The 16,813-nt window shown below is 67.1% G+C and carries 14 protein-coding genes; 4 read left to right on the top strand and 10 right to left on the bottom strand.

The features are described from left to right. Nucleotides 1-392 precede the first annotated feature (392 nt). The 6 genes from BLV94_RS49450 to BLV94_RS51525 all read right to left on the bottom strand — a co-directional run bounded on the left by BLV94_RS49450 (nt 393) and on the right by BLV94_RS51525 (nt 6,953). Nucleotides 393-545: a hypothetical protein gene (locus BLV94_RS49450; RefSeq protein ID WP_167372146.1), complete on the bottom strand. Its 153-nt coding sequence runs from the start codon at nt 543-545 to the stop codon at nt 393-395. Between the two features lie 163 nt (nt 546-708). Further along, nucleotides 709-1,269, bottom strand: coding sequence for a transposase (locus BLV94_RS07920; protein ID WP_255315048.1), 561 nt, complete (start codon nt 1,267-1,269; stop codon nt 709-711). After that, nucleotides 1,269-2,741, bottom strand: a complete 1,473-nt coding sequence (gene ltrA / locus BLV94_RS07915) for a group II intron reverse transcriptase/maturase (protein ID WP_074933679.1) — start codon at nt 2,739-2,741, stop codon at nt 1,269-1,271. Before ltrA ends, BLV94_RS07920 begins: the two co-directional genes overlap by 1 nt. 494 nt (nt 2,742-3,235) lie before the next feature. Beyond that, nucleotides 3,236-4,279, bottom strand: coding sequence for an IS1380 family transposase (locus BLV94_RS07910; RefSeq protein ID WP_072949952.1), 1,044 nt, complete (start codon nt 4,277-4,279; stop codon nt 3,236-3,238). A 1,602-nt stretch (nt 4,280-5,881) separates the two neighbouring features. Then, nucleotides 5,882-6,346, bottom strand: a complete 465-nt coding sequence (locus BLV94_RS50720; protein WP_244163553.1) for a hypothetical protein — start codon at nt 6,344-6,346, stop codon at nt 5,882-5,884. A 475-nt stretch (nt 6,347-6,821) separates the two neighbouring features. Then, nucleotides 6,822-6,953 carry a hypothetical protein gene (locus tag BLV94_RS51525; RefSeq protein ID WP_255315047.1) on the bottom strand — a complete coding sequence of 44 codons (132 nt, stop codon included), beginning with the start codon at nt 6,951-6,953 and terminating at the stop codon, nt 6,822-6,824. Between the two features lie 345 nt (nt 6,954-7,298). On the opposite strand from BLV94_RS51525, the gene BLV94_RS07880 reads away from it, so the two are divergent. The 3 genes from BLV94_RS07880 to BLV94_RS07870 all read left to right on the top strand — a co-directional run bounded on the left by BLV94_RS07880 (nt 7,299) and on the right by BLV94_RS07870 (nt 10,128). Then, nucleotides 7,299-8,447: a helix-turn-helix transcriptional regulator gene (locus BLV94_RS07880; RefSeq protein WP_072949946.1), complete on the top strand. Its 1,149-nt coding sequence runs from the start codon at nt 7,299-7,301 to the stop codon at nt 8,445-8,447. A gap of 307 nt (nt 8,448-8,754) precedes the next feature. Next, a complete protein-coding gene (locus BLV94_RS07875; RefSeq protein WP_072949945.1) occupies nt 8,755-8,952 on the top strand; it encodes a hypothetical protein in 198 nt (65 codons plus the stop codon). A 72-nt stretch (nt 8,953-9,024) separates the two neighbouring features. Further along, nucleotides 9,025-10,128 (top strand): glycosyltransferase, encoded by a 1,104-nt coding sequence (locus tag BLV94_RS07870; RefSeq protein WP_072949944.1) that lies wholly within the window; start codon nt 9,025-9,027, stop codon nt 10,126-10,128. Nucleotides 10,129-10,972: 844 nt separating this feature from the next. Here BLV94_RS07870 and BLV94_RS49445 read toward each other — a convergent pair. Then, a complete protein-coding gene (locus BLV94_RS49445; protein ID WP_167372145.1) occupies nt 10,973-11,350 on the bottom strand; it encodes a hypothetical protein in 378 nt (125 codons plus the stop codon). Between the two features lie 253 nt (nt 11,351-11,603). Between BLV94_RS49445 and BLV94_RS07855 the strand changes: the two genes are divergently transcribed. After that, a complete protein-coding gene (locus BLV94_RS07855) occupies nt 11,604-12,539 on the top strand; it encodes an alpha/beta fold hydrolase (protein ID WP_371851614.1) in 936 nt (311 codons plus the stop codon). A gap of 836 nt (nt 12,540-13,375) precedes the next feature. Here the strand turns inward: BLV94_RS07855 and BLV94_RS07850 are convergent. Genes BLV94_RS07850 through BLV94_RS07840 form a run of 3 tightly spaced genes read right to left on the bottom strand, consistent with a single transcriptional unit; the run spans nt 13,376 to nt 16,812 of the window. Further along, entirely contained in the window at nt 13,376-14,425 is a 1,050-nt protein-coding gene (locus tag BLV94_RS07850; protein WP_072949938.1) for a 3-oxoacyl-[acyl-carrier-protein] synthase III C-terminal domain-containing protein, read from the bottom strand. Nucleotides 14,426-14,429: 4 nt separating this feature from the next. Then, complete coding sequence (locus BLV94_RS07845; RefSeq protein ID WP_143051366.1) at nt 14,430-15,089, bottom strand: SRPBCC family protein; 660 nt, start codon at nt 15,087-15,089, stop codon at nt 14,430-14,432. Further along, nucleotides 15,058-16,812 (bottom strand): thiamine pyrophosphate-binding protein, encoded by a 1,755-nt coding sequence (locus BLV94_RS07840; protein WP_072949932.1) that lies wholly within the window; start codon nt 16,810-16,812, stop codon nt 15,058-15,060. The genes BLV94_RS07845 and BLV94_RS07840 overlap by 32 nt, the downstream gene beginning before the upstream one ends. Nucleotide 16,813 lies beyond the last annotated feature (1 nt).

Raw genomic sequence — 16,813 nt, 5'->3', positions numbered from 1 at the left:
CAATTCCTCACGACCCAAGTTTATCGCCGGTGGCGGCGTTGCGGCACACAGGTTCCGAAGCCGACCCCGGCGCAGGTGATCGGAGGCATCCATGACCGGGGTCGACGATGTGCAGGGCGAGTCAGACCCGGTCTCTTTCATGCCCGGGAGGTAAGCCCATCTCCCAAAAGACCGGGGTCGACGGTGACTACCACGGTTGAGTCGTCGCCAGTCCGCTAATGACACCACCTCCGCCCGATCGGAAGGCATTCACAACGGTCGGTCCCGCAGGCGGTCTGGGAGGAGTCCGCGAGGGGACCGACCGGTTGCGATGCTACCGCCGAGGGGCAGGCCCGTGACGGAAATCGAGCCGACCCCGACGCTCGGGAGCCGGCAGTAAATCGCGAACGTCATTATTCGAAGTCCTTCTTGGTTGCGATCTCGTTCAAGACCTCAGAGCGCTTGCGCTGGAGTTCTGCGATCAGGGCATCGATCCGGCGGAGTCGTTCCTCGGGCGGCGGGGGCAGTCGCTTGATCTGGGCATCGATCCGGGAGATTAGCCTCAATTTTTCATGCCACCTGACAGGTGAGTAGGTTTCGGCTGGGATGTGATAGTGCGGGCTGGTTCTGGTGTGTGGGTGTGAGTGCGTGCCCGATGTCGCTCGGGTGGGTGCCCGGTTCCACCGGCCGGGGTTGCCTTTCGTGCGTCGTGGGAGCAGGTGGCCGCGGTCAGGTGAACGCGGTCCGGATGCGGCACCACGCTGCGGCAATGGCTTGGGCCCATTGCCAACTCGAATCGATCCGGACCCGGACCGCCCGTGCCCCGCGGGTGATGCGGGCCGCGACGTGCAGCACCCGGTAGCGGAAGGTGTCGATCTCGCAGCGGGCCAGATCGGGGTGGTCGGGGAAGCCGATCAGCTTCGCCCAGGCGACCAGGTCGGTGGCGGCCAGGATGGTCTCGAGCCAGGCGGCGTTCGCGTCGAAGCGGTGGCACGGCAGATTCCGCAGCCCGGTCGCCTTGGCCTGCCGGATCCGGTCCTCGACCCGTGCGTGCTGACGGTGCCGAAGCTCCAGTCCGGCCAGCCCACCGGGGACCACACCGGCGGGGGTGTCGGTGATGAACCCGGTGATCCGGTGCCCGTCGGAATCGGTGAACCGCAGCTGTGCCCCCGGGTGGTTGAGTCGGCCCGCAGCGCGGTACCGGTGTCGCCACCGGCCCGTTTCTGCGAGCCGCTCGCCGAACCCGGCGTGCGCGTTTCCACGCACCGGGCTCTCCACGGTCTCTGCCATCAAGCGTGGTTAGCCACTGCCCAGGGATTCGGGATCTTACTGCCGCGGTACCGATATCGTGCAGTCGGTACCCGGCCGAGATTGAACAGTTCGACCCCGTCCGCCGACGGCATCTTCCACGTCCCGTGAGGGCCGATGAGGTGCCGTCGAAGATCTGTCCAACTCCACCGATGCAGCCGTATCCACCAGCGAGCAATCCTGTGCCACACGAAGATGGCGAGGGATTGCAGGACACTCTTGGCTACCGCGTACCGAAAGTAATTGGACCAGCCGCGCATGATCCGGTTGAGCCGGATCAGCACGTCCCTGGGTGGCTGCTGCGACAGCCTGCTCGTCACGGCACGAATCTTGTCCTTCAGCGACCGGAGGGGCCGGTCGGCGATGAACACGTAGACGTACCACTTGTCCGTCCCTTTCTTGCGTTTCCACTGGAGGCGGAACCCGAGAAAGTCGAACCCCTCGCCCATGTGCACCACTCGGGTCTTGGATTCGGAGAACCGAAGCCCCAACGGCGCGATCACATCAGCGATCTCTTCGCGCAAGTCGTTCACATCGTCGCAGCTACCGAACACGAGCACGACGAAATCGTCCGCGTAGCGCACGATTCGCCAGTTCGGCAGGCCTCTCCTACGACGGAGAGCGCGACCTGTCGGGGTGCTCATAGCGCCGCCCGGTTGCCACGGCCCGTGAACGTGCTCATCGAGCACGCTCAGGGCGATGTTGGCCAACAGCGGCGACAAGATGCCCCCTTGCGGCGTGCCGGTCGGATTGTCCTCGTGATGGCCGGTTTCGCTCATCACTCCGGCCTTGAGGAACGACTTGACCAGCAGCAACACACGCTTGTCTTTGACCCGTTCTCGCACACGGCCCATAAGAGCCGTGTGCTCGATCGAATCGAAACACGCTTCGATGTCGGCATCCAGCACCCAGCGATAACCCTTGGTGCCGAAATACTGAATCTCCGCGACTGCGTCGTGCGCCCGCCGCCTCGGCCGAAACCCATAGGAGACCGGCAGGAAGTCGGCCTCGAAGATCGGTTCCAGCACCAGCTTCAGCGCCGCCTGAACGACCCGATCCGCAACCGTCGGAATCCCCAGCTTCCGGACTTTCCCGCTGCCGCCCGGTTTGGGAATCTTACGTTCCCGCACCGGAAGCGGACGAAACGAGCCGTCCTTCAACTGAGTCCGCAGATCGTCCAGAAATCCGGACATCCCCACACTCGCCTCCACGTCGGCGACGGTCATACCGTCGACGCCGGGAGTCTTCGCGCCGGTATTGCCCGCAACCCGTTCGAACGCCACACGCAATGTGGCCGGATCGTGCACGAAGTTGAACAGGTCATCGAACCTGCGGCCGGAATCGGCCGCCGCCCAATGGTGAAGCTTGGCCTGCATCCCCGATACCCGAGCACGTGGGCCCGGTGGGTCCGCGATGTCCGGGGCGACGATGTTCACCGCCGCGTCTTTCGGCATTACAGTCTCCTTCCCTTCTCGATACCGCTGCCGCCCTTCCCCATGTGCCGGGCTTTCCCCGGCTCGGAGTACTACGACGGCTCCGCCCCATCCCGACCTGATCGGCGGTCGGTGCGCCCAACCGTCCCCACGGACCGGATGCCCGTAGGTCGGTAAGACCGAGATGGTTCCCGTGTTCACTGTTGTTCGCTCGACGGAGGAGGAGCCCGACTCTGTCCCTGCGGCATCACCACGGCTACCCCGCAGCAATTTCACCGTGGTCTCCCGGCCAGCCGACCTATCCGACCCAGGAGTTCCCCACCGACGACTCGGTGGGTGCGCACCGCTGCCGGCCCAGATCCGCCAGATTCGAGCCGGTGCAAGATGAAGAGACGTAAACGCCGGTTCCTCTCGTACTCCTTTCCGTCCCGCTCGCCGGACCCGCACCATCTGGCAGTGCTGACACGTCCCGGCTTTGTCAGGGCTGCTTCCCGCCCTCCCCGGCACCACCCGGATCAGGCTGCCCTCAGCTCCACCGTCCTGCTGCGACAGGATCGGCGATGCAGGTCTTTCACCTCCATTCGAATCAACAGCGCCTCACGGCGCACGGGGCGTTCCTTGCGCAGGATCAATCGGGTTCCTTCCGGCCAGGCATCGAGGCCGACCAGGCCGGTGGCCTCGGCGACCCATGCGCCGTCGCGGATTTCGCCGTCGGAGTCGATCGCCGGCATCCACGCCGCCTTCGCGTTGAGGGTTTCGGTGGCCTCGCGGACACGGTCGTCGACGGCGAAGCCGAAGGAGAACCCCACCCCGGCGACGCGGCAGGCGTCGGCGAATCCGTGGGTCGCCCCGGCCGAGTCGCTGCGCACCAGAATCTTCTGCCCGGCGGGGTCGGTCGGATCGGGCCGATACGCCGGTGGCAGCGATTCGAGTGCCCACCCGAGGACGGTGACGTGGTCGGCTGCGGTGTTGCTTCCCGCATTCCCCGGACGGAGCAACCCGGCCAACGCCTCACCGCCGGCGATGTCGGGCCGGTCCAGAAAGGCCAGCAGTGGGTGATAACCATAGGTCTTCTTCCAGGTAGCAGCCGCGTTCTCCTTGCCCTCGGAATGGTCGAGGGTGATGGTGGCATCGACGTCGATGCGTAACCACTCCGCGGCGGTAGGGGCGGCCCCTGCTTCCCACGCCTGCTCCCGGGCCTGTGCTCGCGCGGCGCGGATCCCGGGCAGGTGGGCGGCATCGATACGCTCATCGACCAGCCGCCACATCGTCGTTGTCGACGCCGACGGGCCGAACACATGCATGCGGCCGGCACAACTTCGTGCTGCGACGTCCACACAGTCGGCACCGTCCGCCACCGCGGCGACCAGGTCGGCGAACACCGAACCCGGCGCATACGCCCATTTCCCGCGGTAGGTATCGGCCAATACCGCCGTGACCTGCGTGGACAGCCCCGTCAGATCCGCCACTTCCCGCAGCATCCCCACACCGGCATGCGACACCACGCCCCGTCCGTCGGCCGATACTTTCACCCGTGGACCCGCTGCGATACTCTTCACCTGCGAAGTGCCTTCCCGTCGGCATTGTGGAACCGTAGAGAAGTCCCATTATGCCGTGCAGGACAGGCACTTTCGCTTATGCGCACACTCTGATCCATCGCTCCCACACGAAAAATTCAGGTTAGCGCAGTGCAGTGCGTCTTGATCCGGCGCCGGGATTCGATACTGATTTCGGTCGATTCCTGCGGTTCGTCACGTCGGGCGACGATCTCCGCTCGCCACTCTCCCAACTCCTCCCGGCTGCAGGAGAGCAAGTCCTCTTCGAACTTCCTCTCCGAGGCTTCACGCTCTTCCCGATCCTTCCGCTGTTGGTCGGCCTTCGCTTCGGGCGTTCCGTGTTGAAGAATTCGCAACCACTCGTCCAACTTTCGTTGCGATTCTTCTTCTGTCCTCGGTACGGGTTTGCGTCTGGGCATGATCATCTCTCCAAAATCTCGTCAGTGCCGCTGATGTTGGACCTTCATACGGATTGGCGCGGCGTCAGGCTTCTCAGCGTCGAAGGCGTCGGCGCTATTTCGCGAGCGCGTTGCCTGAGTAACATCCTGGGCGGCCCCCGGACCAGTGGCCAGGATTACATCACGGTGCGGAACAGGCTCCCAGGCGGGGGATTCCGCGCATACGACCAAATCGCCCAGCGTGGTCCGTGCGCCTTCGAGGTGTGTCCGTTCGACAGCGGAGGCGTCCAGGTCGCCCGCGTCGACGTAGCTAGGACACGGCCCAGGCGGCCAGGCTGTCTCAGCGGCCATTGTGAACCGCTCGGCGTTCGGAACACCTACCAGCGCGTTCAGTTCCACAGTCGTCACGCCCACGACTGTAGGCTTCCTCAATCATCGCCTGGCAGGGCCTCGGCTCGCTGCTGTTCCGCCGCCCTTGAGGACGCGTCGAGTCCCTCCAGGCGATCCGAACCGTCCGCGAGATTGGGATTCGGAGGTCGGTCGGCGCGCCGTCACCATGACCAGGATCGGTGGCCTCGACCACGCTCTGATGAGATTTTGAATCTTCGGGTGCGTTTTTCGAGGGCGAATGTCGACGACCGACCCCTCGTGTGCGGCAGCGCAGGAAAGGTGTGGCCGCGGCATCGAAGATCTCATCGTGATTCGGGGTTCGCCGCAGGTTAGATCGGCGCGCAGCTCCTCGATCCGTTCCCTCGCGACCTCGGCTTGGGTGCGTGAGGCAGCGAGATCTTCTCGCGCGGTGGAAAGTTCGTCGCGGGTAGTGTCTGCCCGCGTCCCCTCGCCTTGAATGGCTGCCCTGGCCTCGTCGAGGTGCGTCTCGAGCCGGCCGATGGTGGCGGTCGACGCTGCAGCGGCACGGTCGGATTCACCTCGGATCTGGGTGATCTCGTCGCTGAGCTCGGTGGTACGCCGCGTAGGGACCCGATCAGTTGATGCTGTTCAGTCAGCTTCTCGCGGTGCTCAGCGTCGGCGGCGTCCATCCGTAGCCTGTAGACGACCCACAGCGCAGCGCATTCACCGCATGACCACGGTGGTCGACCGCGTCGAGACTGATCGGTTCGAGGAACTTCGGGCATTTCGTGCCGTCGGCTGGTCGAGGCCGGCGCCCGCGCCGTGCAGCGGGTCGCTCCGGGGGAATTCCGGTGGTTCACACGCTGTCGAAGATGCGGTGTTCGGGGACACCGGCGGTCTGTGCTGCGGTGACGGCGTCGAGGAGGTCGTCGGTGAGTTGCTCGAAGGTGGCGGATCGGACCCGTTCTGGGGGTCGGTCGCTCGGGTGGGTGGTCAGGAAGGTGTGCAGCACGGCGCAGGTGTCGCGGACCTGCTCGAGCGCTCGGCGTTGGTCGTCGTTCATCGGCCGCCGGGCCGGCGGCCGGCGGCCGTCGCTCGGCGTCGGCGTGACGTGCGGTGCCCTGGGCGGGCAGGCGTGGTCGACCGCCCGCAGCAGGTCGTGCGTGAGTCGTCGGTAGGTGGTGAGCCACCGGTGGTCGACGGGTTCGTCGCGCAGATACGCCGTCAGGGCGGCGGTGTTGTCGCCGGTATCCAACCATCGGCGTAGGTCGGTGGTGCGATCCTGGACGTGCTGTAATGAGGTGTGGGGTGAAACGGGCATCGGGTCTCCTCCTGTGCGGACTTCCCTTCGGCGAGAATGTATTCGACGTTGCCGGGGTCTCCCGACAACCCGTGTGCTTCCGGAGGCCAGTGTGACTCATGCCCGCGCCCGGCGCCGGTGTTTCGGGTGTACGTCAGTGGCGGGTCGCCGTGGCCCCGAGCGCACGGTCACCGATCCGGCGGCGGTGGCCGTGGAGTCTGGGTGAGCATGGGCCGCGGCGAAAGCGGGGACCGCGAGGATCCGCTCTGCCCGGGTCGGTACCCCCGGCAACAGCCCTGTGCCCCCGTTTCGCTTGCGCTTGACAGGCATCGGACTACCGTCCGTGACGAACACGCCGGCAATCCCCGGGCGCACACGCGCAGAAGGAGGCCACCGTGCCCCGACGGATGTACAACGCCACCATCGAACTCGCCGAACGGTTCGACCAGCTCACCGAGCGCGACCTCGACCACTGTCTCGATCAGCTCGCCGGGTTTCATCCCGCGATCGGGCGGGGTGAGCAGGGGACCGCGATCACCATCAGCCTCATCGCGGACGATCCCGACGAGGCCGGTGCGGTCGTGCGCACGCTGATCGCGCAGCGGGCGAACCCGAACCAGGTCGACATCGTGAACTCCACGGTGACGACCACCGACGAGTTCGACCGGCGAACGGCATCGAGCCAGTGTCGACGCCACCCGTCGACTGACCTCCGGAGTCGCTCCTCGACCATCCGCACAGCACCCCGCTCCACAATGGCGTCGGGCCGGGTGGAGGGCTGCAGCCGGCAGGTTACCGCATCCCGGGTAGGCACCCGTCTGTCCGGTGTGCGCGGTTGCGGGAACACTCCGAAATGTCGCAAATTGTGTCGACTCGAATGTGCGACGACGTGTCGGTGCGGCGGTCATGCACTTCGCACCATCCCACGCTTGGGGGGTATCGCGCGTGGGTTTGACCAGCACATACTGGGGACATGACCGTGGTGCGGAGGGCCGAACCGCTGCGCTCGAGTGTGCGTGACGCGGCGCTCGGGACCGCGGACAGTATCGAGTTCCGGCATGCGGTGCTCGACGCGATCCGCACTCGAATTCCCTACGACTTCGCGATTGTTGCGATGGTCGATCCGGCGACCCTGCTGCCCACGTCGCAGACGACGACCGGCGCCGACTCCCTGCCGAGCCATGCCATGGAAACTGCCGCCCGGTTGGAATACGGCCCGTCGCCGTACGGGAACGCCATCGGCAAGCTCGCCCGCAGTCCGGTCGGGGTCCAGACGATCCGCGATGCCATCGATGGCGATCTCCATCGAGCACTGCCCTACGTCGAGCTCCTCGGCCCGATGGGGATGGAAGACGAGATACGGTTCGTCGTTCGCGGGCGCGACAAGCTCTGCTGGGGCGGCGGGGTGGTGATGCGCGGCCCCGGACGGCGGTTCAGTGGCGAGGAGGTTCGGGTTCTCGCCGGTGCTGCCCGCGAGATCGGGGAGGGACTTCGCCTGTCGCTGCTCCGGCAAGCACCCCGGGTTCTCGCCGAGGTCACCAGTGGGCCTGCCGTGGTGATCGTCGGGCCCGACGACGAGGTCGAGTCGGCGACGGCACCAGCGGTGGCGTACCTCGATCGGATCAGCGGCGAATGTGAAACCCGGATGCTTCCCGCCGTGTTCGCGGCCGTGAACTTGCGCAACTCGGGTGCAGCGGCCGCGGTCACGCGGGCCCGCACGCTCGACGGTCAATGGGTGGTCATCCGGGCCGGGAAGCTCGACGGCCGCGGCACGGCGGGGCGGGTGGTCGTCACCCTGGAGCCGGCGGGACCCGCGGAGATCATCTCACTGCTGGCCGCCATCCACGGACTCACACCACGCGAGGCGGAGGTACTCGGCCACGTCCTCGCCGGCCAGACGCGCGTCGAGGTCGCGCACCGACTGTTCGTCAGCCCGTACACGGTGCAAGACCACCTGAAAAGCATCTACGCGAAGATCGGGGTGAACAGCCGCCAGGAACTCGTCGCGCAGCTGTTCTTCACCCACTACCTGCCGCGGTACGACACACCGGTCGGGCCGGACGGCTGGTTCGCCGATGCAGGAAGCCGAGACGACCGATGTCGGCCGTTGAACAGTCCGTAGTCGTTGCGCGCTCGGCGCCGGTCGCCCGTATCGGCACCGCGGTCCGCCGGCGGCGCTGGTAGGAAGCCGAAGGGAGACCCTATGGGAAACAGTGACATTCACACAGTGCTGCATGGCATGTTCAACGACCGTGACTTCGACGCCATAGACACACACCTCGACACCACCTTCGCCTACGAGGACGTGCCGCGGGGCCTGACGCTCCGCGATGCCGCCGAGTTCAAGGACTGGCTGCGTGGGTGGACGACCGCGTTCTCCGGCGCCCGGATCGACGCCGCCCAGTACCTGGGCGGGTCCAACTTCGTTCGTGGCGCTGTTTCGGGGCACGGGCCGCAACGACGGCCCCTTCGGCGACCTCCCGCCGACAAACCAGGCAATGGACGTCCCGTACTGGAAGGTCATGCGCCACGGCTCGGACGACAAGGCTCTCTCGTGCCGGATCTTCTACGACCAGGTGACGCTGCTGAACCAGCTGGGCCACATCACACCACCGGGGGACACGTGACTTCGGCGCGGAACGACCCCTGCACCCCGAGGGTGCTTGATGCACATTGTCCGGACTCATGAGGTTGGTGCCATGCCCGACATTCTGATCGTCATGTTCGACGCCGGCGGAAACGTGCCGCTCACGTTGAGACTAGGGCGAGAGCTCCGCCGCCGCGGAAACCGCGTTCGCGTCCTCGATCACGAGGCACAGCGCATGGCCGTCGAGGAGGCCGGACTGGAATTCCGCGCCTACCGAAACTCACCCCCATGGACCCCGCACGAAGACCACGGCACCTGGGACCTCGCCACCACGCTGCTCGCGGTGATGACGAACCCCGGGATCGGGCAGGACCTCCTCGACGCGGTGAGAGAGGACCCGACCGACCTCGTGATCATCGACTGCATGCTGTTCAATGCGCTCGACGCGGCGGCGCGCGCCGGCCTGCGCCACGTCGCCCTGTTCCCCGCGTTCTTCGGGTGTGCGGACGGCATGTTCCGACACGGTCCCTTCGGGATCGTCGCGCGACTCAAGGGACTGGGACCGCGCCGACTCTGGCGGCAGGCCGACCTGGCACTGGTGTGCTCGGACCGCGAGCTCGACCCCGCGGGCGGACGGCCCCACGACGGCAATCTCGTGTGGACCGGCCCGGTGCACGATGCCAAGAGGCCGGCGATAGGCTCAACTCCGCCGCGGGTGCTGGCCAGCCTCAGCACGGGCGGCCTCCCGGGCCAGCACCGGGTCCTGCAGAACATCCTCGACGCCGCCGAGGGCATGAACGTCGAACTGGTGGTGACGACTGGACCCGCCCTCGATCCCGCGAGCTTGCGTGCACCCGCGAATGCCACCGTCCACCGGTACATTCCGCACAGCGAACTGATGCCGACGTGCTCGGCCGTGGTCGGGCACGGTGGGCACGGAACCACCTTTCGAGCCCTCGCGCACGGCCTGCCGATGCTGATCCTGCCCATGTCCGCGCTGACCGACCAACCGACGATCGGCAAGAAGGTGGCCGCGGCGAAAGCCGGGAAAGTGCTCCGCAAGACGGCAACCCCCCGTCAGATTCGCGATGCCCTCGACGAACTCCTCCAGGTGGACACCTACCGGACGGCCGCCGCCACGCTCGGCGCCCGGATCCGAGCCACCGATGGGGCCTCGGCGGCGGTGGACGAGCTACTGGCGCTGATCGACCGCTGATCACCGGTGTCCCGGCACGGCCGCGGACGGATGGCCGGGGACGCCCGGCACCATCCTCACCCGGCCGGAGCGCGCCCTGATTCGACGTCGGTGGTCGGCGCCGCACACCACCGATGTCCGCGGCGGGCGGTGAAGTCGCCGGCGTGTGCGAAAGACCGGCGGGGAACACTGGCGTCTGTTGGGGATCCGGTCGGTCCGGTTCTCGGTGTCGAGGGGCCCGGTGGTCGCCCCGAACAGGTTCGCAGGGTCGAAGGTATCCGGATGGTGTGCCGGAGTCAGCTCCGGAGGCACACTTCCGCAGAACAGCCGATGGGGCTGGTGACGAAGATGAAGGTGTCGACGTGCGTCGCACGCTGTCGATCGTGGGCTCGGTGGATCTCACGCGGATGAGCGCACACCGCGAGGGCGACCTCGGGGACGTGTCGGTTGCCGTGCGCGAAGACGGTGGCGAGATTGTGGATTCGGTGAACGCGGTCCGCAATTGGCCGCCGGTTCCGGGTATCCAGTGCTTGCGGGGTGGGTCGATCGCGGCGGTCGGAGCGGGTAGGTGCGGTGGCGCGGTCCCACTGTGTCCGAGGCTGATTCAGATTCGAGTGCGCGAATTCTGTGCTGCCCCAGTCACGACTGTTGCAGTCGGCCCCGTGAAACAGGGACATGCCCTCATGACGATCTGCACGCGATATGTCTTGGTCGAGATCGTCTAACCCCCCGCATGGGGGATGGTATATCCGCCGCCTGCAGACCCACACTTGGTGTTGAAAGCACTCCCACTTCTTTGCCCTGGAGGACACAGTATCGCGGCCCTGGGCCCTGGCCCTGGGCGAGGCCGAGTCGGCCGGGTGCGTCAGCGGCGTGGACGCGACACATGGAGGCGAGTTTGATGGGTTGGACGGATTGTCATGCACGCAAAGCCATTCTCGATACAGTGGTCGCTCGAGCTCGGATCGACCCGGCAGGGCCGCTGCTGCTCGACGGCCTTCCCGATGTCGATCGGTTGTCCGGTGGAGCGGACGGCGTGTTGCTGGCGCTGCACCATCGTTGGACCACCCACCTCGCCGCGAAGCTCGATCAGGCGATCGAGCACGGTGATCCGCCCCAAACCTCCTGGGAAGAACTGAGTTCTGAACAGCCGACAGTTCGCGCGGTGCTCGATGCCGCCGTCGGACGCTCGGTGGCGCCGCGCGCAGCGCAACTCGGTGAGCAGCGGATGATCGATGCTCATGTCAGCTCGGGCGCGATCGATCACTGTGGTGTGCCGTCGGCCGGATTCCGAGCGGAACGTGTGGTGCGACCATCAGGACGTAGGCTCGGAGGAACTCCGGGGTGGGGGCAGAGGGGCGGCGCCCGCAATGGATAGTGACCGATCATATTTCACTCGTGAACCAGCCAGAGTCTGGTGCAGTCCGGTCGACCTCTACTCCAACGGTATGGTCCCTCAACTGGCGGAGTCCGGTATGAACGGCGCAGTTCGATGGCTGACCGGCACCCCGGGGCTGGCCGAACGTAAACTCACGGTCTGGGCTGAGGATGGTGTTTCACTTGCCGTTCGCGAGTGCGGTCCCACGGACGCCCCGGTAACCGTTGTCTTGCTGCACGGCCATTGCCTGGGCACCGAATCCTGGTCCCCAGTAAGCGGCGACTTGATGCGGCGTAACGCCGACGTGCGGATCGTCTGCTACGACCACCGCGGACACGGAGACTCCGCCGAAGCGCCGGCCCAGACCTACACTCTCGAGCAGTTGGCCCGCGACCTTCACATTGTGCTGCGCGCCGTCGCCCCCACCGGACCCGTCGTCCTGATTGGTCACTCCATGGGTGGGATGACAGTGCTGACCTATGCCAGAGCGCATCCGGACGAGATCGGCACCCGCATCGTCGGGGTCGGGTTGATCGCGACCACCGCGAGCGGTCTGGCCGATGCCGGGCTCGGCCGACTGCTACGCAACCCCGTGCTGTCCTGGTTCCAGGCCGCGGTGGGCCGCGCACCGACGTCCCTGGAGCAGGTGAAGCGGCTCGGCTGCAGGGTGTTCGCACCGGTCATCGGTGGGGTCGAATTCGGCAACCGAACGGTCAGCCACCGGGTACTCGCACAGGCGATCGCGATGCACGACCGGACCCCGATCGTGACGATGACCGGCTTCTTGAACTCCATCCTGACCCACGACGAGTCCCGGACCGTGCCCGCCCTCTCGGCGGTTCCCACGCTGGTGCTGTGTGGCTCGGCGGACCTGGTGATACCACCGACCCATGCGGTGGCGATCGCCGCACACCTCGAGAACTGCGATTTCGTCTGCGTCGACGGCGCCGGCCACTCGGTGATCCTCGAGCAACCCACCCCGGTCGCCGATGCGATCGCTCGCCTCATGACCCGGGTGTCCGCGGCCGGTACCGCCGCAGCGCATGTCGCCTGATGTCGCACTCCCGAGCAGGAGCACCCAATTCCGGGGTCCGGAGGCCACCAATCCGAATGGAGGACCGCGTTGACCGGGGCGACCGTGTCGATGACGGGTCGGTATCGTTGTCGATACTGTGCTATGCCATGCGTGCAGCCTCGTCTCGGTATGCCGGTGGATGCGTCGGAGCTGTTCCTGCCCGCAGTGCCGACGCGGCGCTGGCGTTCGACGTCGGGGCGGTGGGGGATCGATTCCGCGGCGGTCATGCACCTGCGTACCCCACGGTTGGGGGTATCGGGTACCGCGGCGACCAGCACAGACTGGAGTCATGACGGCGGCGCGGAAGGCCGAGGACCTGGTGGCGTGTGTGCGTGACGCCGCCGGCGGGACCGGGAACACGTCGGAGTTCCGCCGTGCGGTTCTCGACGGGATTCGGGCCCGAATTCCCTTCGACCGTGGCGGTATCGCGATGGTGAATCCGGCGACATTGATGCTCACGTCGGCGACATGGCCGATGTCGACGATCCGGCCGGGCGTGTGGTGGGGGTTGTCGCCGAGCAGGAGTGGCCCGGGCCGTATGCAAACACCTACGGCAGCCTGGCCCGCACTCGGGCCGGGTCCAGACGATCCGCGACAGCATCGAGGGTGAGATCCGTGAGGCGTTGCCCTACGTAGGGTCATCTCGAAACGCTCGTCCCCCGAACGGATTCGCGGGGCACTGGACGAAGTCCCGTCCGCCGACGACGACCGGGACGCGGCCGCCACGCTCGGCGCCCAGCTGCGGGCCACACACGCGGCATCGGCGGCGGCCGACCGGCTGTCGACGCTCATCGGCAGCCGCGGGTGAGGGAATCCTATGTGCGCCCTGGCGGTGGTGGTTGTGCGCCCCACCGGATCGCGGCGGCGGCGGCGAAGTCGCCGGCGTGCGCGAAGCCGGCCAGCAACACCAGCGACCCGTTGCGGATCCGGCCGGCCCGGTTCTCGATGTCGAGGGTGACCGGGATCGCCGCCCCGAACAGGTTTCCGCAGTCGTCGAACGTGTCCGGATGCTGCGCCGGAGTGAGTTCCAGTGCCTCGCGCCAGTTCCGAAGGAACAGCCGATTCGGTTGATTGGTGACGAACGTGTCGACCGCCGTGGATGTCACGCCGATGTGATCGCACACCGCGTGCGCCACCTCGGGGACGAGTCGGTTGCCGCGCGCGAATACGGTGGTGATCTTCGATTCGGTGAACGCAATCCGCAGTTGCCCGGTGCCGGGTTCCCAATACCTGCGGGGTGGGTCGATCGCGGCGGTCATGTCCCCGGCGAACTCGGGGCGATGGCGGCACTCGATGTCGAGGATCTGGGCCCGGTCCGACTTGCACAGTAGCCCGACTCCGCAGCCGTCGCCGGGCACCGCCGCCTGCGCGAGCGGGCGGACGTCGGGTTGGGTGAAGACCTGGCCGGCGCTGTTCTGCACCGTCACGATCAACGCCGTTCGTGCAGAGCCGTTGGTCGACAGGATCACTCGGGCGAGATCGAGCATGTGAATGAACGCGGCGCAGCCCCCGTTGTGCACGTCGAGGATGCACTGCGGGCTCATGCGCATTCGGCGGGCCAGGTCGGCGCCACAACCGAGCACGGGTAGATCGGGGAGTTGGGTGTGGGTAATCAGGATGTCGACGCCTGCGATGGTGGCGGTACCGTGGCGGTCGATCAGCGGGGTGAGGGCGCGTTCGGCCATGTCGACGGCCGACTCGCCCGCGCCGATGTGGTGACGGCAGGTGGGGGCCCGGAACATGACATTCTGCGCCATCCGGTCCGAGCGGGCGTACCGGGCGAAGTAGTCGGTGCCTATCGGATCGCCGGGGAGGTAGCTGGCGACGTCGATCAGGCTCACCGGGGGCGTCGGTGTGATGTCCATGGCCTCATCTCATCCAGGCGGGTGTGATCGGCAGGCCGTGGCGGGCCCGATATTCGCACAGGGCGGTGAGGTTGGTCAGCTCCAGTCGGTGGCCGGCGGCGAACATGTCCCAGAGGTCCCCGACCCAGACCTTCCGGTCCGGGGGCGCGGTGTCCGGGTAGGGGTTGTGGACGTAGAACGGGTGGTGGCAGTTGGTCCACAGCACCACCGTCCCCGGCTTGTCGAACACCGTCTGCGCGTTCACCACCCGCATCAGATAGATCATCCACAGATGACCGGGCTGATCCCAGGCGCAGTGGTAGTCGACCGTCATCGCCTCGGCGTTCGTGACGGTGCGGGTGTAGATGGTGGTGTCGGATCCGAGGCGGTCGTGGGCCGACCACAAGCCGGGCTGTTCGGTCGGGCCAAATCCACGGAGGCTGTAGGTCCACTCCTCCAAACTGCGGGGGTCGGCCAGGTAGTCGTACACCGCGCGGGGTGGGGCGGCGATGTAGCCGTTCACGGTGCAGTACTCACCGAAGACCTGCTGATGCGGGTACACCGACCGGAGCATGTCCAGGATGATCGGCGTGGTCGCCTCCCGGTCGGAGGTCTCGATCCGCAGCACGCCGGGGATCACGCCGCCCGGGATGTCACTGAGGGCGGGAAGCGGGGCGGTCACGATGGCTGTCCTCGATTGCTGGTTGGGTGAGAAACGGTAGAAATGGCGGAAATTCGTCGGGGTCGCAGTCCACGGCGATGAATGATGGGCCGCTCGTGGTGGTGGCGGCTTCGAGGGCGTCGAAGAGCTGGTCGAGGGTGCGGGCCGGGTGTGCCGGCAGCGACGGAAACATGACGCCGATGCCCTCGGCGAGCGAAGAGGGGCGGAACCGGTTGAAGCTGTAGCGGCCGAAGTAGAACAGTTGCTCGCGGGTCAGGCACATGGCGTGCGCGTTGTTGTTGAACACCACGAACGTCACCGGCAGCTGATACTCGATCGCAGTGTGAATTTCCATGCCGTGCATGTAAAAGGCGCCGTCGCCGGCGATGACGAACGTCCGCCGCCCGGGCGCTGAGACGTCCCCATGGGCTTGGCTGCCGCGGGCAAATGCGGCGCCGATCGCGGCGCCGAAGCTGTAGCCCATCCCGCCCATACCGAGCGCAACGACGAACCGACCCCCGCGAGACACCGGCAGGTGGTGCACCACCGCGGCGCCGGTGTTGCCGGCGTCGGCGAAGACGTCGGATCCGGCGGGCATCATCGCGGCGATCGCCTCGACTGCCTCGCGGTACCGGAGGCCGAGGCCGGAATTCTCCGGTACCTCCAGCGCGGTCAATGCACTGTGCTTTACCGGATCCGGCCGTCGGCTGCCCGAGGAGAACTGGTCGACGAACTCGGCCAACGTCTGCCGCAGGTCGAGGCTGGTCGCGTGCACCGCGGGCACATATGGTGGTTCGACGCCGACACTGGCGACCGGGACCGCGGCCACGGCGGTGTCCAGGCCGGCGCGGGCCGTGGCGGGAAGCCGGGTGCCGATCAGCAGGCACAACGCGCTGTGCCGCACGGCCTCGATCAGATCGGTGTGTCCCATGGTCCCGGTGACACCGCAGAACCCGGGCTGGTCGGCCGGGTAGACGTCCTTGGCGTCCGGCGCCACCCCGACGGCCGCGTCCACCGCGGCGGCGAGGGCACGTAACTGGTCCCGGGCGTCGTCCCGGGCCACCTGGTCGCCGGCGACGAGCACGATCTTCCCGGTATGCCGCGCCGCGGCGAGCATGTCCCGGATCCGCGTCAGCCCGTCCGGGTCCTGGCCGGATCGGCGGGGCGGTGGGCGGAACGTGAAAGCGTCGTCGACGGTGGCTTGTTGGATGTCCTTGGGCAGCAACAACACCGCGGACCCACCGGACCACGCCGCGGCGACCGCTCGCTCGAGGTGGGCGGCGAGGTCGTCGGGTCGCTCGATGCGGGCGCAGTAGCGGGAGACTTCGGTGAAAAGCCGGACCGCGTGGATCGAGCCGGCCTTGCCGCTCGTGTCCTGGAAGGCGCCGGTGCCCTCGAGGGTGGTGGGTGGTTGCCCGATCAGGGCCAGCACCGGCACCTTCGAGGTGTAGGACTCGGCGAGCCCGGCCACCAGGTTCATCGCCCCGCCGCCGGAGGTCGCGGCCACCACCCCGAGCCCGCCTGCGGTCCGGGCGTAGCCGTCGGCCATGGTGGCTGCCCCGAACTCGTGCTTGGCCACCACCCCCCGAACGGCGCGGGCAGTGGTGAACAGTGCGTCGTAGAGGTCTTCGATGTTGGCCCCGTCCACCCCGAAGATATGGTGCACCCCCAGGTCGGCGACCCCGTCAACCACGGCGTCGACGACCCGCCGGGCGCGCTTCACCGTGTGTGGGGTTCCGGTCCCCATG

The sequence above is a fragment of the Rhodococcus koreensis genome, from assembly GCF_900105905.1.
Classification (GTDB): domain Bacteria; phylum Actinomycetota; class Actinomycetes; order Mycobacteriales; family Mycobacteriaceae; genus Rhodococcus_F; species Rhodococcus_F koreensis.
The sequence above is the reverse complement of the archived record's forward strand: the minus strand, read 5'-3'. Positions and strand labels throughout refer to the sequence as shown.